At 70.3% G+C, this 24,813-nt stretch carries 18 protein-coding genes and 1 tRNA gene; 9 read left to right on the forward strand and 10 right to left on the reverse strand.

What is annotated here, in order from left to right; translation table 11 throughout:
- Positions 1–50: 50 nt before the first annotated feature.
- Both ACWD04_RS10275 and ACWD04_RS10280 read left to right on the forward strand, forming a co-directional pair.
- A complete protein-coding gene (locus ACWD04_RS10275) occupies positions 51–2,075 on the forward strand; it encodes an ATP-binding protein (protein ID WP_451130119.1) in 2,025 nt (674 codons plus the stop codon).
- The gene (locus ACWD04_RS10280; RefSeq protein WP_451130121.1) at positions 2,066–3,607 is read left to right on the forward strand and encodes an ABC transporter substrate-binding protein; all 1,542 of its coding nucleotides are present in this window, start codon (positions 2,066–2,068) and stop codon (positions 3,605–3,607) included. The genes ACWD04_RS10275 and ACWD04_RS10280 overlap by 10 nt, the downstream gene beginning before the upstream one ends.
- A gap of 350 nt (positions 3,608–3,957) precedes the next feature.
- Here ACWD04_RS10280 and rbsD read toward each other — a convergent pair whose 3' ends face one another.
- The 5 genes from rbsD to ACWD04_RS10305 are packed head-to-tail and all read right to left on the reverse strand — an operon-like array spanning position 3,958 to position 9,817.
- Complete coding sequence (gene rbsD, locus ACWD04_RS10285; RefSeq protein WP_451130123.1) at positions 3,958–4,347, reverse strand: D-ribose pyranase; 390 nt, start codon at positions 4,345–4,347, stop codon at positions 3,958–3,960.
- Complete coding sequence (locus tag ACWD04_RS10290) at positions 4,344–5,282, reverse strand: ribokinase (protein WP_451130125.1); 939 nt, start codon at positions 5,280–5,282, stop codon at positions 4,344–4,346. Before ACWD04_RS10290 ends, rbsD begins: the two co-directional genes overlap by 4 nt.
- 20 nt (positions 5,283–5,302) lie before the next feature.
- Positions 5,303–7,267: an ABC transporter permease/substrate-binding protein gene (locus ACWD04_RS10295; protein ID WP_451130127.1), complete on the reverse strand. Its 1,965-nt coding sequence runs from the start codon at positions 7,265–7,267 to the stop codon at positions 5,303–5,305.
- Positions 7,257–8,804, reverse strand: a complete 1,548-nt coding sequence (locus ACWD04_RS10300; protein WP_451130129.1) for a sugar ABC transporter ATP-binding protein — start codon at positions 8,802–8,804, stop codon at positions 7,257–7,259. The genes ACWD04_RS10295 and ACWD04_RS10300 overlap by 11 nt, the downstream gene beginning before the upstream one ends.
- On the reverse strand, positions 8,801–9,817 hold the full coding sequence (locus tag ACWD04_RS10305; RefSeq protein ID WP_451130131.1) for a LacI family DNA-binding transcriptional regulator: 1,017 nt from the start codon (positions 9,815–9,817) through the stop codon (positions 8,801–8,803). The genes ACWD04_RS10300 and ACWD04_RS10305 overlap by 4 nt, the downstream gene beginning before the upstream one ends.
- A 782-nt stretch (positions 9,818–10,599) precedes the next feature.
- Here ACWD04_RS10305 and ACWD04_RS10310 point away from each other — a divergent pair.
- From ACWD04_RS10310 to ACWD04_RS10320, 3 genes are all read left to right on the forward strand, one after another.
- Entirely contained in the window at positions 10,600–11,013 is a 414-nt protein-coding gene (locus ACWD04_RS10310; protein WP_451130133.1) for a hypothetical protein, read from the forward strand.
- A gap of 147 nt (positions 11,014–11,160) precedes the next feature.
- The gene (locus tag ACWD04_RS10315; protein ID WP_451130135.1) at positions 11,161–11,751 is read left to right on the forward strand and encodes a carbonic anhydrase; all 591 of its coding nucleotides are present in this window, start codon (positions 11,161–11,163) and stop codon (positions 11,749–11,751) included.
- 8 nt (positions 11,752–11,759) lie between these two features.
- Positions 11,760–13,247: a SulP family inorganic anion transporter gene (locus ACWD04_RS10320; protein ID WP_451130137.1), complete on the forward strand. Its 1,488-nt coding sequence runs from the start codon at positions 11,760–11,762 to the stop codon at positions 13,245–13,247.
- Positions 13,248–13,362: 115 nt separating this feature from the next.
- Here ACWD04_RS10320 and ACWD04_RS10325 read toward each other — a convergent pair.
- Together ACWD04_RS10325 and ACWD04_RS10330 are read right to left on the reverse strand one after the other, a co-directional pair.
- Positions 13,363–13,450: transfer RNA gene (locus ACWD04_RS10325), tRNA-Leu, on the reverse strand.
- A gap of 244 nt (positions 13,451–13,694) precedes the next feature.
- Positions 13,695–14,540, reverse strand: coding sequence for a helix-turn-helix transcriptional regulator (locus tag ACWD04_RS10330; protein ID WP_451130139.1), 846 nt, complete (start codon positions 14,538–14,540; stop codon positions 13,695–13,697).
- A gap of 127 nt (positions 14,541–14,667) precedes the next feature.
- Here ACWD04_RS10330 and ACWD04_RS10335 point away from each other — a divergent pair, with 127 nt between their 5' ends.
- Positions 14,668–15,522: an NAD-dependent epimerase/dehydratase family protein gene (locus ACWD04_RS10335; RefSeq protein WP_451130141.1), complete on the forward strand. Its 855-nt coding sequence runs from the start codon at positions 14,668–14,670 to the stop codon at positions 15,520–15,522.
- Between the two features lie 72 nt (positions 15,523–15,594).
- On the opposite strand, the gene ACWD04_RS10340 is transcribed toward ACWD04_RS10335, so the two are convergent.
- The 3 genes from ACWD04_RS10340 to sucC all read right to left on the reverse strand — a co-directional run bounded on the left by ACWD04_RS10340 (position 15,595) and on the right by sucC (position 19,466).
- Positions 15,595–17,166, reverse strand: coding sequence for an aldehyde dehydrogenase family protein (locus ACWD04_RS10340; RefSeq protein WP_451130143.1), 1,572 nt, complete (start codon positions 17,164–17,166; stop codon positions 15,595–15,597).
- A gap of 279 nt (positions 17,167–17,445) precedes the next feature.
- Positions 17,446–18,327, reverse strand: a complete 882-nt coding sequence (sucD, locus tag ACWD04_RS10345) for a succinate--CoA ligase subunit alpha (protein ID WP_451130145.1) — start codon at positions 18,325–18,327, stop codon at positions 17,446–17,448.
- Between the two features lie 2 nt (positions 18,328–18,329).
- Positions 18,330–19,466 (reverse strand): ADP-forming succinate--CoA ligase subunit beta, encoded by a 1,137-nt coding sequence (sucC, locus tag ACWD04_RS10350; protein ID WP_451130147.1) that lies wholly within the window; start codon positions 19,464–19,466, stop codon positions 18,330–18,332.
- Positions 19,467–19,632: 166 nt separating this feature from the next.
- Between sucC and ACWD04_RS10355 the strand changes: the two genes are divergently transcribed.
- From ACWD04_RS10355 to ACWD04_RS10365, 3 genes are read left to right on the forward strand one after another with little or no spacing between them, the layout of a single operon-like run.
- Complete coding sequence (locus ACWD04_RS10355; protein ID WP_451130149.1) at positions 19,633–21,324, forward strand: thiamine pyrophosphate-binding protein; 1,692 nt, start codon at positions 19,633–19,635, stop codon at positions 21,322–21,324.
- Positions 21,325–21,340: 16 nt separating this feature from the next.
- Positions 21,341–22,579, forward strand: a complete 1,239-nt coding sequence (frc, locus tag ACWD04_RS10360) for a formyl-CoA transferase (RefSeq protein ID WP_451130151.1) — start codon at positions 21,341–21,343, stop codon at positions 22,577–22,579.
- 2 nt (positions 22,580–22,581) lie between these two features.
- Positions 22,582–24,738, forward strand: coding sequence for an acetate--CoA ligase family protein (locus tag ACWD04_RS10365; RefSeq protein ID WP_451130153.1), 2,157 nt, complete (start codon positions 22,582–22,584; stop codon positions 24,736–24,738).
- Positions 24,739–24,813 lie beyond the last annotated feature (75 nt).

A 24,813-nucleotide genomic window follows, 5' to 3' on the forward strand; every position in this document is an offset into this window, starting at 1 on the left:
TGAGTGCAAGCGGGTGCACGAGGCGTCGTTCAGTCCACGGGGGGAGCTGGATGGTCGACGACAGAGCCGACTGGTCGGAGCGGGACCTGGCCGTACGCAGACGCGTGGCTGAGGCCCTCAGCAGGCAGCCGGGGCCGTTGCGTCCGCTCCCGGCCCTCATGCTTCTGGGGCCACGCGGCAGCGGGAAGACGGCGCTCATGGGGCATCTGCGCCAGTGGGCGCAGCGCGTGCCGCTGGCGCACATCGATCTGGAGCCGGTCGGCGAGCGGGGCGGAACGCCCATCGACGTGCTGATCGAGACGGCCTTCCAACTCAGCGCCCGTCACGACGGCATCCCCCGACTGGGCTTTCCCGCCCTGGGCTCGCTGCTCGCCGCCGTCGGCACCGCCGTGGACGCGCGCAGCCGGGAGCGAGCCGTCCGTGACATGGCCGAGGCACTGCGGGCAGGGCGTGCGCGGGAGCATTCGTATCAGGAGTTGCAGGGAATCGTCGACGGAGTCGCCCAGCTCGCCGGTCTGGGACTGCCCGGCTGGAGTTCCGTCGTGGTGCCTCTCGTCCAGGGCGGGATACGCATGCGGCTCGGGCTGCGGCTGCGCCGTCGCCTGGCCGAGATGTCCGCCTCCGGCCCGGGGCGCGGTGCGACGGCCGACTTCCTGGTGGGCGTCAATCGGCTGTACCACGGCTATCCGGCCCAACGGGCCGAGGCCGAGCGGGTGTTGCTCGACTCCTTCCTCGCCGACCTGCGCGGTGCCTATGCCTCCGGCCGCGCCGACCGGCTGCGGACCACGCACTGCCTCGCTCTCCTGGACAACGCGGACTCCTCCGTCGGCGAGGCCTTCCTCACGCTCCTGCTCGAATCGCGCGAGCGCTCCGGCCGCCCCGATCCGCTGCTCGTCGTGACGACAGCGCGCAAGCGCCCGGAAACGCTCGTCCGCGCGGAGACGGGTAGTGGGCACCGCCCCGACTACCGTGAGAGCTGGCCGCAGCCCGCCCTCCTCCGGCCGCTGTCTGCGGGACCGCTCGTGGCGGCGGGGCAGTTGCGTGATCTCAGCCGCCGTGAGGTCGAGGCCCAGGCAGCCGCCACCCTCGACACACTGCCGACCGGTTCCGTGCTGCCGCGCGCCGACAACGCGGTGCAGTGGCTCGGCTGGATCGTGTACGAGATCACCCGGGGCCATCCCGCGGGAACCGCCGCCGTGCTCGACACGCTGCGCCGCATGCCCGCGGACCTGCCGTGGGACGAACGTGTCCACCAGTGCCTCGCCCCGCTCGACGGCAGCGTCCAGCCCGTGCCCACGCTGTCCGCCGGACCGGGACTGCTCGAACTGCTGCTGCGCGACTGCTCCGCACAGCTGGCCCGGCTGATGCCACGGGTCGCCGCCGGGGTAACCCTCGGCCGGGCGGAGACCTGCGAATCCCTGTGGGAGGGGCAGGAGCCCGTGCTACGGGAGTTCGTCGGCTACTGCGCGGACGATCTGCGGACCGTGCCCGAACCCGACGAGGGTCTGCCCGCCCTGCACCGGCTCACCCGCTTCCTGCTGCTGCGCCGTCTGGAGGGCGCACCGGAGGACGTCGGACCGGGCTCCTGGAAGGGCGCACACCGGGCGCTGCGTGCGGCGGCCACGGCCCGTGGTGATCTGCGTGCCGCCGCGTACCACAACCTGGCCCTGGACGATCTCGGCTCCGCCGTCGACTATCTGCGGGACCGTTTCGACGAGACGGGCGCGGACGAGTGGTGCGCCGACCTGGCCTGGCTCCAGCGTGCCCCGTGCCGTTGGGACTCAGCCCTGCCCGAGGCGGCCCGCGAACGGTACGAACGCCTCGTCGGCGTCGCCGGGGGCGATCCCGCCCGCCGTGCCATCACCAGGCTGCTGGCGGCCGGCTGGATCACCCCGCACCCGCGGCCCGACGGGGCCGCCCAGCCGTACGGGGATCCGCTGGGCGACCCGTACGCGGAGCTGTATCCCGACATCGCCGAGGAGTTCCTGACGCTCCGCCGGCCCATCGGCGACGAACACGACCGCCATGTGCTGCTGCGTATGGCTCAGCGCTACGAAAGGAAGCCGTGGTGGTAGCTCCCGACGACGACACGTTCGTCCCCCCGCGCCCGCCCCGGCGCAAGGCACCGTGGATCGCGGCGGGTGTCATCGTGCTGGCCGCCGCGGTGTGGGGCGGTGCGGAGGCGTATGAGGCCTGGCAGCACAACAAGGTGGAATGTGCGCCGGGCATCCTCAAGGTGGGGGCCCGCGAGGAGTGCATCGGCGTCAGTGACGGTTCGTTCACCTTCGACCCGTCGCTGAAGGAGGTCATGGGCAAGATCGAGGCGGAGAACGAGCGCGTCGAGAAGTCCGGCAAGAAGTACGTCTCCCTCGCCTATGTCGAGCCGCTGACCACGGTCAAGGGCGAGGAGGAGGCCAAGTACGGGCTCCGGGGCGAGCTGATGGGCGCCCATCTGGCGCAGCGCGAGCTCAACGACCCCCGTCTCGGCGCCGGACGCGGCGATCTGCCGCAGATACGCCTGCTCGTCGGCAATCTCGGGCTGCGGTCGGAGCAGTGGCGAACCCTCACCGACGATCTCGTCGCCCTCTCCGAGGACGAGAACCGTCTTGTCGCCGTCGCCGGCTTCGGACAGAGCCGCGGGGGAACACAGAACGCGGTCGACGCGCTCCGTGAGGCGGGTATCCCGATGATGGGCGCGACGGTGACCGCGGACAGCCTCTCCGACGCGGCCCGGCCCGGTTTCTTCCGTACGTCCGCGCCCAACCGCGACCAGGCCAGGGGCGCGGCCAACTATTTGAAGAAGCAGCAGGAGAAAGACCCCGGTTACCAGGTCGCGGTCATCCGCGACCGCAATGAGGACGACATCTACAACACCTCCATGTCCAGCGCGTTCACGCAGGCGGCCGAGGAACGGGGGCTGAAGCTCGAGGGCACCCCTCTGGAGTTCCTCTCCGGTGTGGACGGAGTGTCCAACGCCTTCTCGTCCGTCGCCGACAAGGTGTGCGACCTCCGTCCCGACGCGGTGTTCTTCGCGGGCCGGGGCATCAACATCCGCAACTTCATCTACTCCATGTCCGCACCGGACCGCCGGTGCCCGGTCACCCTGGTCACAGGTGACGACGCGGTCGGCGCCTACTACGGCTCGCTGGTGAGCGAACCGCAGCGGGAGAAGTTCCGTACCGAGTGGACGGACAGCAGGGTGACCGTCCTGTACGCCTCGCTGGCCCATCCCGCGCTGGCCGGCGAGCTCTATGCCGAGGCGAACAATCCGTTGCCGGACTTCCTCTCCCTGTACCGGACGGAGTTCGGCGGAGCGGCCGACGCCACCATGCAGGTCCTCCAGGACGGCCAGGTCATCATGGGCCACGACGCGCTCTGGACGCTCGGAGTCGCCGTACGTAACGCGGCGGGACCCGACGGCAAGGGACAGGTCAATACGGGCGCCGCACTCCAGATGCTGCTCCAGCTCAGCGGCAGGGCGGCCGTGTCGGGCCTCAGCGGGCCCATCTCCTTCGCCTCGGACGGAAATCCGGACGGCAAACCGATGGCGCTGGTGCGGATGGAGCCGTCAGGTGTGTACACGTTCCGTGAGGTGCTGCGGCCGTAGCAGTGCTGTCCCGGGGTGCGCGCATCATAGGTCTCGGTGTCGCGGCGACAGGGTGCCGGCGGGATCCGGTCGAGGACCCGGCGGCGGGCACCGGCCAGATGGGCGGGCTGTTCCGCCCCCATGGCACGCAGCCCGGTCTCGGTGAGGACGGCGTCGTTCCCACAGCCGTCCTGGCCTGGGCCGGCGTCCCCACACCGTCTTCACCGAAGGCCCGACCCGGTACTGCAACGCCTGAAACTGCCCAGCCGCACAGCTGACGGCTTTCGGAGGAAGGGGGTGCGCGCGTCCCGTACGCCTCGACCCGGTGGTTCCCCCTCCGGACGCGGCGTCGGTCGCGGCCCTGCGACGACTCAGAAGAAGACGCCGCACCTCAGCAGTACGTTCGCGTACGGCCGGGCCTCCCCCGTCCGCACCACCAGACGTGCGGACGCGCTGTGCGCCTTCAGCTCTTCGTGCGGCACGTGTGTCAGGTCCGGTAGGCGGGCGGTCAGGAGGGCGGAGGCTTCCGGGTTGCCCTCCCGTATCTCCTCGGCCGCCGTCGCCCCCTCCACGACGAGCTCGTCCAGCAGGCCGTCCAGGACGTCGGCGAACGACGGGACGCCCGCCCGGAAAGCCAGGTCGACCACGCGGGGCCCCGGTGGGATGGGCATGCCCACGTCGCAGATCAGGACGCCGTCGCCGTGGCCGAGCTCGGCCACGGCTCCCGCGAGGTGACGGTTCAGGATGCCGGACTTCTTCACAGTGCAGAGACCTCTTCCGCGGTCGGGAAGGACGCCTGCGCGCCTTCCTTGGTGACGGCTGCCGCGCCTACCCGTACGGCGAACGCGGCGGCCTCGATGAGTCCCTCGCCCAGGCCGAGCCGCCAGGCGAGAGCGGCGGTGAACGCGTCGCCCGCGCCCGTGGTGTCCACGGCGTCGACCTGAGGGCTCGGCACCCGCACGGCGCCATCGCCACGGGTGTCGGCGACGAGCGCGCCGTCCGCGCCCAGGGTGATCACCACCGAGCGCGGGCCGAGGGCGGTGAGCCCCCGCGCCCAGGACTCCGGGGTGCTGCCCGCGCTCTCCCCGAGGATGTAGCGCGCCTCGTGCTCGTTGACCACCAGAGGGTCGCAGGCGGCCAGCACCTCGTCGGGGAGCGGCGCGGGTGGGGAGGGGTTGAGGACCAGACGCGCGCCCGGGGCGAGGGCGCGGGCCGTCTCCGCGACGGTGGCCGGCGGGATCTCCAACTGTACGGAGACGACGCGGGCCGATGCGAAGAGTGGTCCCGCGGCCCTGATGTCCCCGGGGGTGAGCCGGGCGTTGGCGCCCGGGGAGACGACGATGCTGTTGTCCCCCGAGGGGTCGACGGTGATGAGGGCGACACCGGTCGGCGCCCCGCCGACGAGGACCCCGCCCGTGTCGACGCCGGCCGCCTGCTGCGAGGCGCGCAGCAGTTGCCCGTGGGCGTCGTCGCCGACCCGGGCCAGCAGCGCCGTACGGGCACCGAGGCGGGCAGCGGCCACCGCCTGGTTGGCGCCCTTGCCGCCGGGGTGGACGACGAGGTCGGAGCCGAGCACCGTCTCCCCCGGCCCGGGGCGGCGGTCGACGCCGACGACCAGGTCGGCGTTGGCCGAGCCGACGACCAGCAGGTCGTACCGGGAAGGCGCGGAGGCCGAGGACAACGCGTGATCGTACATCTGAGCAGTACCTTCCGTGATCAGGAGAAGTCGGCGACGTTCTGCCGGGTGACGACCTTGACCGGCACCTTCACCATGCTGTCGACCTTCTTGTCGTCGGCTGCCCGGACCGCGTTCTGTACGGCGATCTTCCCCAGCTCCTTGGGCTGCTGGGCGACGGACGCGTACAGGGTGCCCGCCTCGACCGCCGTCAGGCCGTCGGGGGTGCCGTCGAAGCCGACGACCGAGACGGACTTCCCGGCCTTGCTGCCCAGCGCCTTGACGGCACCGAGAGCCATCTCGTCGTTCTCGGCGAAGACACCGGTGATGCCCGGGTGGGACTGGAGCAGGTTGGTCATGACGTCCAGGCCCTTGGTGCGGTCGAAGTCGGCCGGCTGGGCCGCCACGATCTTGATGTCCGGGTACGCCTTGATGCCTGCGGCGAAGCCCGCACCGCGCTCGCGGCTGGCGGAGGTGCCTGCGGTGCCCTGCAGGACGATGATGCTTCCCTTGCCGCCGAGCCGGTCCGCGAGCGTCTTCGCGGCGAGCCTGCCGCCGGCGACGTTGTCGGAGGCGACGAGCGTCGCGGTCTCGGCCTTGTTGACGCCGCGGTCGGCGGCGACGACCGGGATGTCGGCCTTGTTGGCACCCCTGACACCGGGGCCGACCGCGTCGGAGTCCACCGGGTTGACGATGACGGAGTCCACCCCGGAACTGGTGAAGTTCTCCAGCTGGTTGGCCTGCTGCGAGGCGTCGTTCTGGGCGTCGGTGACGGTGAGGTCGATCCCGGCCTTCTCGGCCTCCTGCTGCGCGCCTTCCTTCATCTGCACGAAGAACGGGTTGTTCAGGGTGGAGAGCGACATGCCCACCTTGGTGGTGGTGCCGGAGGAACCGGACTTGAAGAAGGTCACGGCGGCGATGACGGCGGCCAGGCAGACCACCGCGATACCGACCTGCATCGCTCCCTTGCGGCCCTTCCCGGGTCCTCCGGGCGCGGCGGACGCGCCGCCGGCGGACGCTGCACCCGATCCGGCCTTGCGGCGGAGCGTATCCAGCAGCACCGCGAGGGCGATGACGACGCCGATGACGACCTGCTGCCAGAAAGCGGACACGGACAGGAGGTTGAGGCCGTTGCGGAGCACCGCGAGTATCAGCGCGCCGATCAGGGTGCCGGATGCCTTGCCCACACCGCCCGCGAGGCTGGCGCCGCCGATGACGACCGCGGCGATGGCGTCGAGTTCGTACCCCTGTGCGGCCTGCGGCTGCGCGGAGACCAGGCGGGAGGCGAGGACGATACCGGCGACGGCGGCGAAGAGACCGGAGAGCGCGTAAATGGCCAGCTTCTGCTTCTTGACCCGCAGTCCGGAGAGCCGGGCCGCCTCCTCGTTGCCGCCGATGGCGTACATCGAGCGGCCGATGTAGGTGCGGGCCAGGATGAGCGCCGCTATCAGGCCCATCGCGATCATCACGAGGACCGGGACGGGCAGCCAACCGCCGAGCGTGTCACCGAGCACGGAGACGGACCCGGGGAACGGGATCGGCCGGCCCTGGGAGATGACCAGGGAGAGACCGCGGGCCACCGAAAGCATGGCCAGCGTCGCGATGAACGAGGGCAGCTTGCCGTAGGCGACGAGGGCGCCGCTGACGAAGCCGCAGGCGATGCCGGTGGCGACGGCGAGAATGACGGCGAGCCAGACCGGAACGCCTTCGGAGGTCGCCGTCCAGGCCAGGACGGTGGCGGAGAGCGCGGCGACGGAGCCGACCGAGAGGTCGATGCCCGCCGAGACGATGACGAAGGTGACGCCGAACGCGAGGATCGCGGTCACCGCCGCCTGGACACCGACGTTCAGGAGGTTCTGAGTGGTGAGGAAGTCGCCGGAGAGCAGCGACATCGCCACCAGGAGGACGACCAGCGCGCTGAGGGCGCCGTTGTCGAGCAGGAGACGGCGGAGGGTGTGTCCGGCGCCGCCCGCGCCCGCCTTGCTCGGATGCGTGTCAGTGGCCACGGGGGCTCTCCTCTGCGTTCTCTGCGTGCTCGGTGGATTCTGTTACGGGGGCTGCGCTGACGGCGAGTGCCATCACGGCGTCCTGGGTGGCTTCGTGGGCGGGGAGTTCTCCCGCGATGCGGCCCTGGGCCATGACCAGAACCCGGTCGCTCATGCCGAGGACCTCGGGCAGGTCGCTGGAGATCATCAGGACGGCGTGTCCGGAAGCCGTCAGCTCGTTGATGAGCTGGTAGATCTCGACCTTGGCCCCGACATCGATGCCGCGCGTCGGTTCGTCGAGGATCAGCACCCGGGTGTCGGCCAGGAGCCACTTGCCGATGACGACCTTCTGCTGGTTGCCGCCGGACAGGGTGCGGACGTGCTGGCCGAGGCCCGCCATCCGTACGCCGAGCTGCTCGGCGACGCGGGCGGCAGCGGTGCGCTGCCCCTTGACGTCGACGAGTCCGGCGCGGGTCGCCGAGCGGAGGGTGACGAGGCCGAGGTTCTCCTGCACCGAGGCGTCGAGCACGAGGCCCTGACCCTTGCGGTCCTCGGGGACCAGCCCGATGCCGGCGCCCATGGCGGCGGTCACGTCGTGCTTGCCCAGGCGCTCGCCCTGAACGTCGACGGTGCCGGCGTCGTAGGGGTCGGCGCCGAAGACGGCACGGGCGACCTCGGTGCGGCCCGCTCCGACCAGCCCGGCGAGGCCGACGACCTCGCCGGCCTTCACGTCGAAGCTGATGTCGTGGAAGACCCCGTCGCGGGTGAGCCCGCGGACGGAGAGCAACGGGTGCCCCGTTTCCGGGCGTTCGCGTGGGTACTGCTGGTCGATGCTGCGTCCCACCATCAGCTGGACGAGCTCCGCCTCGGGTGTCGAGGCGGGCACCTGGTCGATACTGCGGCCGTCGCGCAGGACGGTGACGCGGTCGCCGAGGGCCGCGATCTCGTCGAGGTGGTGGGTGATGAAGACGATGCCGACGCCGTCGGCGCGCAACTGCCGCACGATCGCGAACAGCTTGTCGACCTCCTCGGAAGTGAGGACGGCGGTCGGTTCGTCCATGATCAGGACGCGCGCGTCGAGGCTGAGCGCCTTCGCGATCTCGACCATCTGCAGGCGGGCGATGCCCAGTTCACGGACTCTTGCCCTGGGTGAGATGTGCAGGCCGACACGGCGCAGGAGCACCTCGGCGTCGGCCTCCATACGCCGACGGTCGATCATCCCGAAGCGGCGCGGCTGCCGGCCGAGAAAGATGTTCTCGGCGACCGTCAGATCGGGCACCAGGTTGAACTCCTGGTAGATCGTGGCGATTCCGAGCTTCTCGGCGTCCTGCGCACCATGGATGCGCACCTCCTGGCCACCGGCGAAGATCCGGCCGCTGTCCGGGCGATAGGCGCCGGAGAGCATCTTGATGAGGGTGCTCTTACCGGCCCCGTTCTCACCGAGCAGGACATGCACTTCACCGCTGCGCAGGTCGAAGTCGACACTGTCCAGGGCGACGACACCGGGGAAGGTCTTGCGTACGCCTTCGATGCGCAGCAGCTCCACTGATTCGCTCACTGGTTGCTCCCGGGGGTGGAGGTGCGCTCGCCGCAGGAGCCGCGTACGACGAGGGTGGCGGGCAGGGTGACGGACTGCGGGGGACGGCCCTCGACGATGTCGACCAGCGCGCGGACGGCGGCGCGGCCGAGCTCGCCCGTCGGCTGGGCGATCGCGGTGATCGGCGGACCGGTGTGGACGAACCACGGGATGTCGTCGAAAGCCGCGATCCCGATCTCCTCGGGGACGCGCAGGCCACGGGCGCGGATGGCGTCCAGAGCGCCGAGCGCCATGAGGTTGTCGGCGGCGAACACGATCTCGGGCGGGTCGGGGAGCGACAGGAAGTGCTCGGTGGCGCGCCGTCCGCTGTCGGCCTGGAAGTCGCCCTGCCCGATGTATGCGTCGGGCAGGGCGAGTCCGTGGGCGCGCATCGCTTCCCTGAAGGCCTCGACACGCTCGTTGCCCGTGGTGGTGGCCGCCGGGCCGGCGATGATGGCGAGCCGGCGGTGGCCGAGCGCGTACAGATGGGCGACCAGCTCCTGGATGGCCGCGTGGCCGTCCGCCCGCACGACGGGGACGTCCACCCCGGGAATCCAGCGGTCGACGAACACCATCGGCGTACCGGTTCGTGCGACGTCCAGCAGCATCGGGGACTCGCCGTCGGCGGGTGAGACCAGGAGCCCGTCGATCCTGCGGTCCAGGAGCGTACGGACGTGGTGGTCCTGCTGCTCGGGCCGCTCGTCGGCGTTGCCGATGATCACGCTGTAGCCGAGCGCGCGGGCCTCCTCCTCCACGGAGCGGGCCAGCGCGGTGAAGTAGGGGTTGAGTACGTCGCTGATGACGAGGCCGAGCGTGCGGGTCTGGTCGGTGCGCAGCGAGCGGGCCACAGCGTTGGGCCGGTAGCCGAGGGCGTCGACGGCGGCGAGGACGCGTCCGCGTGCGTCCGGGCTGACGGAGGGATGACTGTTGAGGACACGGGAGACCGTGGCGACAGAGACTCCTGCCTGGGCCGCGACATCCTTGATGCTCGCCATTTCCGGACCACCTCCTTGTGGTTTCCGTGAGCCTCGAGACCATCGGAACGGGCCGTGGAATCGATTACATGGGTGATTGGAATCGATTCCACGGCTGAAAACAAGCCCCTCCCCCTGCCCGAGACCCGATCGTGACACGAGCGCCCGCACGGCACTCCGGGAGACGGCGTGCACACATGGAGTCGAGGGCGACGGGACCCAGGGCGCGGCCGCGGCGGCCGGCGGCCCGATCGCCCCACCGGCCGGAAAGGCCACCAGGGAGAACCGCTCACCATGTCCGAATGAAGCCCTGTCGCCACCCGGGAATAGCTCTCCGCCTATTCGGCACCGACGGCAGGCAGTCTCGACACCCTGAACATCCGGCATTCCGGACACCCGCCCAATTACCGGAATCGCCTGCCTCTCGGAGTTCTCCGCCCTCATCGGTACGCATGCGCAAACGCATTTCAGCCACGCCTATTCGGACAGGAGGGCCGAACGAGCAGGAGTGGACCGAGGTGCAGGTGGGCACTCGGTGTGACCTGACTCCCCTATCGCCTCTCCGAACGGCCCACCGTCCGGCCCGAGTCGCGACGCGCAAGGCGTGGACCGCCCACCGTCCGCCCCGAGGCGCGACATGCAAGGCGACTTGATGGTCACCTATCTGCTCAATGCGCTTTCGGCACGGATAATTTCACCCTTCCAATGCTCTACTTCCACATTCTTCACACGAGATTAACCTGACAGGAATTTCCACCTGTTAACGTCGTTGGCACAGCAGACGAAGTACGGGAGGAGGCGCAGTGCGAGATGCGACGGCCCGGATCGTGATCTCGATCCTGACCGCCATCCTGTTGGCCGTGCAATTTCCGGTCCCTGCCGCCCCCTCCTCATCCGCCTACAGCGCCCAGGAGTCCCCCGCCGGCTCTCCGGAAACGCACTCGGTCGGCCTCCCGGGCCAGGATGTGACGCCGGCCTGGCAGGAGTACACCCCGTGCGGTCCGCCGAGCCAGGAGCGGGAGCCGAACGGCCTGCTGCACACCCGCGACCGGCACCGCGCTGTGGTCCAGTCCGTCCCCGAGACCCTCTCTCGCTGCCTGGTTACAGGTGACACCTCCGTCCGGCCCCCGACCGCGGCACTCATCGCGGCGGCCGACCCGCACCGCACACCCTCGGCCTCTCTCTCTCCTGCCGTGCTTCAGGTGTTCCGCTGCTGAGCTGATCCGCGGCGCTACAGACCTCGCCCGCAGGCTCCGCACCGCCAGGAGCGGCGACGTGCGTTCATGTCGCCGTGCCCGCCCGCACCACTGTTCTCGTACGTACGCCGACGCGCCTTCAGCTGCGCGCCAGGAGGAACAACAAGTATGCAACCCCTCATCGATCACGCCCGATCCTTCCGCGAGCGGTCCACGGAGCGTCCTGAGGAGTTCGCCCAACTGGCCCAAGGCCAGTCCCCGCAGGTCCTGTTCATCACCTGCTCGGACTCCCGGGTCGTGCCCGCCCTCATCACCGGCGCCCGCCCCGGTGAACTCTTCGAACTGCGGACTGCCGGCAACATCGTCCCCCCGTACGCTCCCGGGCAGCCCACCAGCGAGGCAGCCACCGTGGAGTACGCGGTGGAGGTGCTCGGCGTCACGGACATCGTCGTCTGCGGCCACTCGCACTGCGGCGCCGTCGGCGCTCTGGTGCGCGGCGACGACCTGACCGCGGTGCCCGCTGTGCGCGACTGGCTCGCGCACTCGTCTTCCCGCCCCGAAGGAGCGGTGGGAGACCCGGCCGTGGCCGAAGCCGTGAAGAACCACGTGCTGACGCAGTTGCTGAGGCTGCGCTCCTATCCATGCGTCGACAACGGTCTGGCCGGAGGACGACTGCGTCTGCACGGCTGGTTCTACGAGGTGCACACTGGAGCCGTACTGACGCACGACGCGGCCTCCGACACCTTCCAGACGCTGTGAAGGCCGGTATGGAACGCCGAATGACGTTTCCCCATCTGCGGCAGGACTTCACCGCCTCGATCGTCGTCTTCCTCGTCGCCCTGCCCCTGTGCGTGGGCGTCGCCGTGGCCTCCGGTGTGCCGGCGGAGCTGGGGCTGATCACCGGCATCGTGGGTGGCCTCGTCACAGGCTTCATGCGTGGCAGCAGCCTTCAGGTGTCAGGGCCGGCCGCCGGTCTGACCGTGCTGGTCTTCGAAGCCGTCCGGAGCTTCGGGCTCGCCGCTCTCGGAGTGATCGTGCTGACCGCCGGGCTGCTTCAGCTCGCCATGGGCGCCCTGAAGCTGGGGCGCTGGTTCCGGGCCATCTCGGTCTCGGTCGTCGAGGGCATGCTCGCCGGTATCGGGCTCGTGCTCATCGCGGGCCAGCTCTACGCGGCGGCCGGCCTGGAGGCCCCGGCCTCCGGGCTGGGCAAGATAGCCGGACTTCCCGGGGCTCTGGCGGACGCCGCCGTCAGCACCGAGGCGCTCACGTCGCTCGCGGTCGGCGCCGGCACCATCGCGGTGATGGTGCTGTGGAAGCACATGCCCGAGCGGGTGAGGGCCGTCCCCGGCGCTCTTGCCGCGGTCGCACTGGCCACGCTCGCCTCACTCGTGTTCAGCCTGCCGGTCGCCGAAGTCGAGGTGCGCGGCCTGCTCGATGCCGTCCAGCTGCCCGGGCTCGACGCGTTCGGCCAGCTGGCGAGCGTGAGCGTGCTCGGGACGGTGTTGGCCTTCACCCTGATCGCCTCCGCCGAGAGCCTGTTCAGCGCGGCTGCCGTCGACCGGCTCCACGACGGGCCGCGCACGCAGTACGACAAGGAGCTGATGGCCCAGGGGACCGGAAACGCCGTCTGCGGGCTGCTGGGCGCACTGCCGATGACCGCGGTCATCGTCCGCAGCTCCGCCAACGTCCAGGCGGGAGCGAAGACCAAGGCGTCCCGGGTCCTGCACGGCGTGTGGCTGCTGCTCTTCGCGGCGCTGCTGCCGGCGGCCCTGGCACTGATCCCGCTGCCGGCCCTGGCGGGAATCCTCGTCCATGCGGGCTGGAAACTGATTCCGCTGCGTACCATCGCGACGCTGTGGCGCGAACACCGGGGCGAGGCACTCATCCTGGTGGCGACAGCCGTGGCCATCGTCACGGTGAACATGTTCGAGGGCGTGCTGATCGGCCTGGCGCTCTCCGTCGCCAAGACGGCCTGGGACGCCTCACACGTCACCATGAACGTCATCGACAAGGGGGCGGGCCCCGTCCAGGCGTACCTGTCGGGGAACGCGACCTTCCTGAAGCTGCCGAAGATTCTCGACAGTCTGGAGGACCTGCCCCAGGACCGGCCCGTGGAACTGGATCTCTCCGGCCTCCACCACCTGGACCATGCCTGCCGCACGGCACTGGAGAACTGGGCGGCACGGCACAGTTCGCCCGGCACGGAACCCGTGCAGCTGACCGAACCGGCCATGGTGGAAACCGCCTCCGGCTGACGCCGTGGAAGCCCCGGCCGCGATCCACCTGCGGCCGGGGCTTTCGTCGGCGTCCTGCACGCCACGGCCTCGGAACGCAGAAAAACCCCACCGAAGTGGGGTTCCTGTTCCTACCTGGTGTCCGAGGGGGGACTTGAACCCCCACGCCCGATAAAGGGCACTAGCACCTCAAGCTAGCGCGTCTGCCATTCCGCCACCCGGACAAGGTGTTTGTCGTCCCGAGGGCTTCCCCGTGGCGACAAAGAAAACAATACCAGGGGTTTGGGGTGCCTCTCACCTGCGTTTTCGGTGGTCAGTGCGGTGCGGGTTCCCCTCGGGCAGGTCCGACGTGGACGTGCGTACGTTCCGTGGTGTGCCGCGTACGCGACGTGCTTTCCGGGCTCGGGCCTCCAGGATCTCGCGGGCGAGGAGATCCGGAGGTGCGCGGCCGCGAGGGGCCGCTGAAGATCAAGTCAGCCTCTCCCGCGAGCTGGGGCTCAGGTCCTGAAGGCCGACGACCCGCAGCAGTTCGAGCCGCTCGTGCGTCGGCGTGCCCGGCCGCGCCGAGTGCACGACGAGCTGCTGGCTGTGGCCGTCGCTGAGCAGCACGTCGCAGTCGAGGTCGAGGAGGCCGACCACCGGGTGCAGGAACCTCTTCGGCGACGGGCGGCGCACCACGACATCGTGCGACTTCCACAGCTCCTCGAACTCCTGCGACTTGGAACGGAGTTCGGCAACGAGTGCGGCGGGGCCGCAGTCGTCGGGGCGGGCCCCTACGACCGCCCGCAGGCTTGCCACGTGCGCGCGGGCGTGTTGCTCGTGGTTCCCGGGCGGGGACAGGTCCCGCCCACCCGGCACCGTGAACCACCGGCGGATCAGGTTCGCCCCGGTGTGGTCGCCGGCCAGGGCCACCGCCATGGTGTTCTGCGCGAGCACCCCGCCCCAGTCGCTCACCACCATCGCCGGGAGGTCGTGCAGCCGGTCCAGGATCAGCAGCAGCCCCGGACGGACATGGTCCGAGGAACCGCCCGGCCGGGGCGGCTCCTCGCCCGCCAGGTGGAACAGGTGGTCACGCTCCGTGTCCGTGAGCCGCAGTGCGCGGGCGAGAGCGGTGAGCAGCTGCCGCGACGGGTGGGAACCGCGGCGCTGTTCCAGCCGCGTGTAGTAGTCCGTGGACATCCCGGCGAACTGCGCCACCTCCTCGCGGCGCAGGCCCGGGGTGCGGCGCCGCGGACCCGCGCTCAGGCCCACGTCGCTGGGGGCCAGACGGGTACGGGAGCGGCGCAGGAAGTCGGCGAGTTCGGTTCGGTCCACGGTTTCAGGATCCCCTGGATCCGGAAGCGTATCCAGGGAGTGCCGGTCCCTGGATACACGCGTCTCTCCCGCAGTTGCCGCCGCTCCCGCACGCTTCGGGCATGGCTACGACAACGAGGAGGCGGCCATGCTGACATTGGTGACAGGAGCGACGGGCCAGGTCGGGCGACGGTTCGTGCCGCGGCTGCTGCGGAGCGCGGCGGCCGGCGACGAGGTGCGGATCCTGGTGCGGGACGCGGCGCGCGGCGCGCGGTTCGCCGACCTCGGCGCCCAGGTGCTGGTCGGCGATCTGCGTGACGTGGAGGTGCTCGGCAAGGCGACGGCCGGTGTGGACGCGGTGGTGAACGTCGCCGCCGCGTTCCGCGGGGTGCCGGACGAGGAGGCGCGGGCAGTGAACCGCGACGCGGCCATCGAGCTCGGCCGGGCCGCGGTGGCCTCCGGCGTGCGGCGGTTCGTGCAGGTCAGCACCGGACTCGTGTACGGCGCGGGGCGGGGCAGGGCGCTGGTGGAGGACGACGAGACGGTGCCGGGCAGTCACTTGTGGGGCGTCTACCCCGAGTCCAAGTGGGAGGCGGAGTGTGCACTCGGAGCGTTGGACGGCCTGAACGACCTCCGCATCGGCCGGCTGCCGTTCGTGTACGGAGACGGGGACCCGCATCTCACCGACGTGATGAAGTGGGCACCGGACTGGCCCGCCATGCAGCGCCTGCACATGGGTCACCACATGGACGTGGCGCAAGGCCTGCAGCGGCTGCTGTACGCGCCCGGGGCGCACGCTGTCTACAACATCGCCGACGACGCCCCGGTCACCATGGTCGACCTCTTCCGGTTCCATGGCCTGCCGGTGCCGCAGGAGGCGTACGAGAAGGACGTCCCGGACCCCTGGCACAGCGTGATGTCGACGACCCGCATCCGTCACGAACTGGGTTACCGCCCGCTGGTGCCGTCGGTGTGGACGGCGCGGGAGGCGGGCGTGCTGTAACCGGCTCGGCAACGGCCTCGGCCTGTCGGCGGCGTGGGCCCACGCGCTGCGAGGCCCACGCCCGCCGCGGCATCAGGGCATGAGGTGGTAGTCCGGGAAATTGCCCGGCAGTCTCTCCTCCCCCGGGCCGTCGGTGACGGCCCGCACGAGCAGTTCACCGCCGACGAACGCACCGCGCCAGGAGGCGCCGAAGCCGCCGAAGAGCTCCTCGCGGTCACCCCGGGAACGTGGCTTGTTGTGCCCGGTCTTGAAGGCTCGGATCTGCGGGGCCAATCGCTCGTACGTCACCGGATCGTCGGTGGAGAGGGTCGCGACCAGGGCCCCGTTCGACGCGTTCATGGCGGAGAGGAGTTCGGCCTCGGTGTCGACCAGGACGATTGTGTCGACCGGGCCGAAGGGTTCCGCGTGGTGGAGGGGCGAGGACGGAGGCGGGTTCAGGAGCGTGACCGGGTGGAGGTAGGCGCTGGTGTCCTGGCCGGGGAGGAAGCGGGCGTCCGCCGCGGATCCCTGATGGAGGGGGACGGCCCCGCGGTCGATCGCCTCGGTGACCTGGTCGTGGAGTTCCTTGGCCTTGGCGGCGTTGATCAGAGGGCCGAAGTCCAGGACGGGGAGCGGGTCGGAGGGGTGCTCCACCGCGAGGGGGTGTCCGGTCCGGAGGGAGCGCACGGCGGGGAGATAGGCCGCCAGGAAGTCCGCGAAGAGGGTGCGCTGGACGACGAACCGGGGGTAGGCGGTGCAGCGCTGCTTGCCGTAGTCGAAGAGCTTCGGGATGACGGCGGTGAGGGACGGCCAGTCCGTGTGGTTCCAGATGCCCCAGGTGTTGAGGCCCTCCTGTTCGAGGATGTGCCGCTTGCCGAGGTCGGCGACGGCGGTGGCGATGCGGGCGCCTGTGTCACGGCCGCCGACGAAGGAGACACAGCCGATCTCTGCCGACCGGACCAGGGGCTCGGACAGTTCGCTTCCGCTGCCGCTGAGGAGGGTGAGCGGAATGCCTTCTCGGGCCGCGAGCGCGCAGGCCAGGGTGAGGCAGGAGACACCGCCGTCGGTGGGGGTCTTGGCGATCACCGCGTTGCCGGCCAGGGCTTGTACGAGCAGCGCGTGGACCAGCACGGACATGGGGTAGTTCCAGCTGGCGATGTTGGAGACGGGACCGGCGAGAGGGGTGCGGCCGGCCAGGAGCCGGTCGCTGTGGTCGACGTACCAGCGGACCCCGTCGATGGCACGGTCCACGTCTGCCTGTGCGAGGCGCCAGGGTTTGCCGATCTCCCAGACCAGGAGCAGGGCGAGAAGTTCGCGGTGTTCGGTCAGGGCGTCGAGGGTGGCCGAGACGCGGGCACGGCGCTCGGGGAGCGGGATGTGGCGCCAGGCGCGGTGCTGGTCAAGGGATGCGCGTACCGCTTGCCGGGCGGCAGCCGCGTCCAAGCGGGGCGGACCGGTGATGGAAGTGTTGTCGACGGGACTGGTGGCGGGGAGGGTGCGGCCGTCAGGGTGCCACGTCGCGGCCCAGAGGTTGCGGGCCCGGTCGTCCTGGAAGGCCTCGGGGGCCGTGGTGAGACAGCGTTGCCAGGCGTCCTGCCAGGCGGTCCCTGGTTTGAGGGTGAGGGTGGTGGGGGCCGCGGGCGTCGGTGCGGGTGTCTGTGTCATGGGGTCTCCGCTCTGGGTGCGGGGTGCGGGGTGCGGGGTGCGGGTGCGGGGCGCGGGGTGCGGGGGCGGGGCGCGGGGTGCGGGGCGCGGGGTGCGGGGGCGGGGCGCGGGGTGCGGGGCGCGGGGTGCGGGGGCGGGGCAGGTGGGGCGCCTGCGGCGGGCCTGTTCCCCTACCCGCCCCTTCCCGTAACCGGGGCTCCGCCCCAGGCCCCGGTCCTCAATCTCCCCCAGACTTCGTCCGGGGGACCCCCAACGGGCTTGATGGAGGCGGCTCTGCTGTCAGGCGCGCAGCCTGGCCTCCGCCAGGCGGGCCGTCTCCGTGGGGGTGGCGCCCACCGCGACCCCCGCCGCTTCCAGCGCCTTCTTCTTCGCCGCGGCTGTGCCCGAGGAGCCCGAGACGATCGCTCCCGCATGGCCCATCGTCTTGCCCTCCGGGGCTGTGAAGCCCGCGATGTAGCCGACCACCGGCTTGGTGATGTGCCGGGCGATGTGCGCCGCGGCGCGTTCCTCCGCGTCGCCGCCGATCTCGCCGATCAGGACGATCAGTTCGGTGTCCGGGTCGTTCTCGAACGCCGTCAGGCAGTCGATGTGCGTCGTGCCGATCACCGGGTCGCCGCCGATGCCCACCGCGGTCGAGAAGCCGGTCTCACGGAGTTCGTGCATCAGCTGGTAGGTGAGCGTGCCCGACTTGGAGACCAGGCCGATGCGACCGGGCTTCGTCGCGATGTCGGCGGGGATGATGCCCGCGTTGGACTGGCCCGGACTGATCACCCCGGGGCAGTTGGGCCCGAGGATGCGTGTGCCGCGCGCCGTGGCGTGGGCGTGGAAGGCGACCGCGTCGTGGACGGGGATGCCCTCCGTGATGACGACAGCCAGGCCGATACCGGCGTCCGCCGCCTCGACGACGGCTGCCTCGGCGAACGGCGGCGGGACGAAGACGACGGTGACGTCGGCGCCGGTGGCGCCCATCGCGTCGCGTACGGAGCCGAAGACCGGGACCGTACGGTCGTCGAGGTCCACGGTGCGGCCTGCCTTGCGCGGATTGACGCCGCCGACGATCTGGGTACCGGCCGCGAGCATCCGCCTGGTGTGCTTCATGCCCTCCGCGCCGGTCATGCCCTGGACGAGGACCTTGCTCTCCTTGCGGAGGAAGATGGCCATGATCAGTTTCCTCCCAGGGCCAGTCGGGCTGCTCGGTCGGCTGCGCCGTCCATCGTGGTGACCTGCTGGACCATCGGGTGCGCGCGGTCGTCGAGGATCGCCCTGCCGCGCGCGGCGTTGTTGCCGTCGAGGCGGACGACCAGGGGCTTCGTCAGGTGGACGGAGTCGAGGGCCTGGACGATGCCGTCGGCGACCGCGTCGCAGGCGGTGATGCCGCCGAACACGTTGACGAGGACGGACTTCACCGACGGGTCGGAGAGGATGACCGTGAGGCCGTCGGCCATGACACGGGCCGAGGCGCCACCCCCGATGTCGAGGAAGTTGGCCGGTCGGGCCCCGCAGCCGGCGACGACGTCGAGGGTGGACATGACAAGCCCCGCGCCGTTGCCGATGACGCCGACCTCGCCGTCGAGCTTGACGTAGTCGATCCCCATGGCGGCTGCCGCCGCCTCCAGCGGCTCCCCGTGCGGGTCGGCGGTGTCCGCGGACCGACGGGACTGCCGGAAGGCGGCGTTGTCGTCCAGGGTCACTTTGCCGTCCAGCGCGAGGATCCGGCCGTCCGTGGTACGGACCAGGGGGTTGACCTCGACGAGCAGGGCGTCCTCCTGGGTGAGGACCTGCCACAGCGCCTGGAGTACGGGTGCGGTCTCCGGCGGCAGGGAGGCCGCCTCGGCGATCTGTGCCGCCTTGGCCGCCGTGACCCCCTCGGCCGGGTCGACCGGGATCCGGGCCACCGCCTCCGGGCGGGTGGCGGCGACCTCCTCGATGTCCACGCCGCCCTCCGCCGAGGCTATGGCGACGAAGGTTCCGGCGGCCCGGTCCAGGACGTAGCCGACGTAGAACTCCGCCTCGATGTCGACGGGCTGAGCGAGCATTACCGTACGGACGACATGGCCTTTGATGTCCATGCCGAGGATGTGGCGTGCGGTGACGACCGCGGCGCCCGGGTCCGCGGCGACCTTCACCCCGCCTGCCTTGCCCCGGCCACCCACTTTCACCTGCGCCTTGACGACGACACGGCCGCCGAGCCGTTCGGCCGCGGCGTGCACCGCGGACGGGTGGTCCACCACCTCGGCATCCGGTACGGCGATGCCGTGATCCGCGAAGAGTTGCCTTGCCTGGTGCTCGTACAGATTCATAGCCACTCCCGATCGTGCCGATTGTGAAAGTGCCGCACGCCCCCTGGACACCACCCACCGGATGCGGGATAACAAGCTTCATACAGTATTCGTCGACTGTATGCAATGTACCGCGAGAGCGGCGGAGCGGCTCCCGCACTCCCCTACGAAGGGACAGGACATCGCCATGCCCGAGGACAGCCAGGACAACCAGAACCTCATCTCCGGTGGGCACTTGGTCGCCAAGGCACTCAAGGCGGAGGGGGTGGAACGCATCTACACCCTTTGTGGCGGCCACATCATCGACATCTACGACGGCTGCGTCGACGAGGGCATCGAGGTCGTCGACGTACGGCACGAGCAGGTGGCCGCCCACGCGGCCGACGGCTACGCCCGGATCACCGGGAAGCCGGGGTGCGCCGTCGTCACGGCGGGCCCGGGGACGACCGATGCCGTCACCGGCGTCGCCAACGCCTTCCGCGCGGAGTCACCGATGCTCCTGATCGGTGGTCAGGGGGCGCACACCCAGCACAAGATGGGTTCGCTCCAGGACCTGCCGCACGTCGACATGATGACGCCGATCACCAAGTTCGCGGCCACAGTGCCGGACACCGCGCGGGCGGCGGACATGGTGTCGATGGCGTTCCGGGAGTGCTTCCACGGGGCCCCCGGGCCGTCGTTCCTGGAGATCCCGCGCGATGTGCTCGACGCGAAGGTGCCGGCAGGCAAGGCACGGGTCCCCGAAGCCGGCCGGTACCGCGCGTCCACCCACGCGGGAGGCGATCCGGCCGACATCGAGAAGCTGGCCGATCTCCTCGTCCACGCCGAGAAGCCAGCCGTCCTGCTGGGCAGTCAGGTCTGGACGACACGGGCCACGGACTCGGCCACCGAGCTCGTACGGACCCTCAACATCCCCGCTTACATGAACGGCGCGGGCCGCGGCACCCTGCCGCCCGGCGATCCGCACCACTTCCAGCTCTCGCGGCGCTACGCGTTCTCCAACGCCGACCTCATCGTGATCGTGGGGACGCCCTTCGACTTCCGGATGGGCTACGGCAAGCGGCTCTCGCCCGATGCCACCGTCGTCCAGATCGACCTCGACTACCGCACCGTGGGCAAGAACCGCGACATCGACCTCGGGATCGTCGGTGACGCCTCGATCGTCCTGAAGGCCGTCACGGAGGCCGCGAGCGGCCGGCTCAACGGCGGATCGGCTCTGCGCAAGGCGTGGCTGGACGAACTGCGGGCCGCCGAGCAGACGGCGATCGAGAAGCGGCTGCCCCAGCTGAAGTCGGACGCCTCACCCATCCACCCGTACCGGCTGGTGAGCGAGATCAACGACTTCCTGACCGAGGACTCCATCTACATAGGGGACGGCGGCGACATCGTCACCTTCTCCGGGCAGGTCGTCCAGCCCCGCACCCCCGGCCACTGGATGGACCCGGGCCCGCTCGGCACGCTCGGGGTCGGGGTGCCGTTCGTGCTTGCTGCCAAGCAGGCCAGGCCCGACAAGGAGGTGGTGGCGCTGTTCGGCGACGGCGCGTTCTCCCTCACCGGGTGGGACTTCGAGACACTGGTCCGCTACAACCTTCCCTTCGTCGGGGTCGTCGGCAACAACTCCTCGATGAACCAGATCCGTTACGGCCAGAAGGCCAAGTACGGCGACGAACGCGAGCGGGTCGGCAACACCCTCGGGGACGTCCACTACGACAAGTTCGCCCAGATGCTGGGCGGTTACGGCGAAGAGGTGCGCGACCCCGCGGACATCGCCCCCGCGCTGCGCCGGGCGCGTGAGTCGGGTCTGCCCTCGCTGATCAACGTCTGGGTCGACCCGGACGCGTACGCCCCCGGAACGATGAACCAGACCATGTACAAGTAGCAGAGGAGCCGTTGGCATGACCAAAGCTCTTGAGGGCGTGCGTGTCCTCGACATGACGCATGTACAGTCCGGTCCCTCCGCCACCCAGCTGCTCGGCTGGCTCGGTGCGGATGTGGTCAAGCTGGAGGCGCCGAGCGGCGACATCACCCGCAAGCAGTTGCGGGATCTGCCCGACGTCGACTCCCTCTACTTCACGATGCTCAACTGCAACAAGCGGAGCATCACCCTCAACACCAAGAGCGAGCGCGGCAAGGAGATCCTCACCGAGCTCATCCGCCGCAGCGACGTGATGGTGGAGAACTTCGGCCCGGGCGCCGTGGACCGCATGGGGTTCACCTGGAAGCGGATCCAGGAGATCAACCCCCGGATCGTCTACGCCTCCATCAAGGGCTTCGGCGAAGGCCCGTACACCAAGTTCAAGGCGTACGAGGTCGTCGCGCAGGCCATGGGCGGCTCGATGTCCACCACCGGATTCGCCGACGGACCGCCGCTCGCCACCGGCGCCCAGATCGGTGACTCGGGCACGGGCATCCACGCGGTGGCCGGCATCCTCGCCGCCCTGTTCCAGCGCGAGACCACCGGGCGCGGGCAGCGGGTGAACGTGGCGATGCAGCACGCGGTGCTCAATCTGTGCCGGGTCAAGCTCCGCGACCAGCAGCGGCTGGAGCACGGACCGCTCGCCGAGTACCCGAACGCCCAGGACACGGCCGATGCCGACGAGGTGCCGCGCAGCGGCAACGCCAGCGGCGGCGGCCAGCCGGGGTGGGCGGTGAAGTGCGCGCCGGGCGGGCCCAACGACTACGTCTACGTCATCGTGCAGCCGGTCGGCTGGAAGCCTCTGTCCACGCTCATCGGCCGGCCCGAACTGGCGGACGACCCCGAGTGGGCGACGCCGGAGTCCCGGCTGCCGAAGCTCGGCAAGATGTTCCAGCTGATCGAGGAGTGGTCGGCGACGCTCCCCAAGTGGGACGTCCTGGAACAGCTCAACGCGCACAACATCCCGTGCGGCCCGATCCTCTCCACCAAAGAGATCGTCGAGGACGAGTCACTCGCCGCCAACGAGATGGTGGTCCGTGTCGAACACCCCGAGCGCGGCACCTTCACCACGGTCGGCAGCCCGCTGAAGCTGTCCGACTCCCCCGTCGACATCGTCACCTCCCCGCTGCTCGGTCAGCACAACGCGGAGGTCTACGTCGGCGAACTGGGCCTGGGTGACGAGGAACTGCTGCTGCTGAAGACGAACGGAGTCATCTGAGCATGGCCGGAACAGTCGAGACACAGGAGCAGGAACGCGTCAGGGCACTGCTCGAACGCGTCCGGGGCGAGGGGCGCAGTGCGCTCACCGCACCGGAGGGAAAGATCATCGCCGACGCGTACGGGATCACGGTGCCGGGTGAGGGCCTGGCCCGTGACGTCGACGAAGCGGTGGCGCTGGCCGACCGGCTCGGCGGGCCCGTCGTCCTCAAGATCGTATCTCCCGACATCCTGCACAAGACGGATGCGGGCGGCGTCGTAATCGGGGTGGCGGGCGCGCAGGAGGTGCGCGCGGCGTTCTGCACCATCGTGAAGAACGCCAAGGCCTACGCGGCGGACGCGCGGATCGAGGGCGTGCAGGTGCAGCAGCTGGTGCCGCCCGGCCAGGAGGTCATCGTCGGGGCGGTCACCGACCCGACCTTCGGGAAGGTGGTGGCGTTCGGCCTCGGCGGGGTCCTGGTCGAGGTGCTCAAGGACATCACCTTCCGGCTGGCCCCGGTGACCGCGGACGAGGCACGGTCGATGCTCGACTCGATCGGCGCCGCGGAGGTCCTGAAGGGGGTGCGCGGGGCGCCTGCCGTGGACCGGTGGGCGCTGGCGGAGCAGATCCGGCGGGTTTCCCGACTGGTCACGGACTTCCCCCAGATCGCCGAGGTCGACCTCAATCCCGTCATCGCGTCGCCGGACGGGGCGGTCGCCGCCGACATCCGGATACTGCTGACGACAGAGGAGGCCAAGGTAAGGCGCCGTTACAGCCGCGAGGAGATCCTCGTGTCGATGCGCCGGCTGATGGAGCCGCGCTCCGTGGCGGTCATAGGCGCCTCCAACGAGCAGGGCAAGATCGGCAATTCGGTGATGCGCAACCTCATCGACGGTGGTTTCACGGGCGAGATCCATCCGGTGAACCCCAAGGCCGATGACATCCTTGGCCGCAAGGCGTACAAGAGTGTCACCGACGTGCCCGGTGAGGTGGATGTGGCGGTCTTCGCGATCCCCGCCAAGTTCGTCGCGTCGGCGCTCCAGGAGGTGGGCCGCAAGAAAATCCCCAACGCCGTTCTCATCCCGTCCGGCTTCGCCGAGACCGGCGAACAGGCCCTGCAGGACGAGATCGTGGCGATCGGCGAGCAGTACGGCGTGCGGCTCCTCGGGCCGAACATCTACGGCTACTACTCGACGTGGCAGGATCTCTGCGCGACGTTCTGCACCCCGTACGACGTCAGGGGCCCGGTGGCGCTGACCTCCCAGTCCGGCGGCATCGGTATGGCGATCCTGGGATTCGCGCGGTCGACGAACACGGGGGTGTCGGCGATCGTCGGGCTCGGCAACAAGTCCGACATCGACGAGGACGACCTGCTGACCTGGTTCGGCGAGGACCCGAACACCGAGTGCATCGCGATGCACCTGGAGGACCTCAAGGACGGGCGGGCGTTCGTGGAGGCGGCGCGGGCGACCGTGCGCAAGAAGCCCGTCGTGGTCCTGAAGGCGGGGCGGACGAGCGCGGGTGCCAAGGCGGCGGGCTCCCACACGGGGGCGCTGGCCGGGGACGACGCCGTGTACGACGACATCCTGCGGCAGGCGGGGGTGATCCGGGCGCCTGGTCTGCACGACATGCTGGAGTACGCGCGGGCGCTGCCCGTGCTCCCGGCACCCAAGGGCGACAACGTCGTGATCATCACGGGGGCGGGAGGCTCGGGGGTGCTCCTGTCGGACGCGATCGTCGACAACGGGCTCTCACTGATGGAGATCCCGCCGGATCTGGACACGGCGTTCAAGGCGTTCATCCCGCCGTTCGGCGCGGCCGGGAACCCGATCGACATCACGGGCGGTGAGCCGCCGTCGACGTACGAGGCGACGATCCGGCTGGGGATGGAGGATCCGCGGATCCACGCGTTGGTGCTGGGCTACTGGCACACGATCGTCACCCCGCCGATGGTCTTCGCCGAACTGACGGCCCGGGTGGTGGAGGAGTTCCGGACACGCGGGATCGAGAAGCCGGTGGTGGCGTCGCTGGCGGGCGACACGGAGGTCGAGGAGGCGTGCGCGTACCTGTTCGCGCGGGGCGTCGTCGCGTATCCGTACACCACGGAGCGTCCGGTCGCCGTACTCGGTGCGAAGTACAGGTGGGCCAGGGCCGCCGGGTTGCTGGGCGGTGGCCGATGACCTGATGACGACGGCTCGAACCACGGGGTCTGCGGCGTACCGCTCCGCCGCGGGCCCCCGCGAGAAGTGAGAACG

The sequence above is a fragment of the Streptomyces sp. NPDC002911 genome (assembly GCF_053591835.1).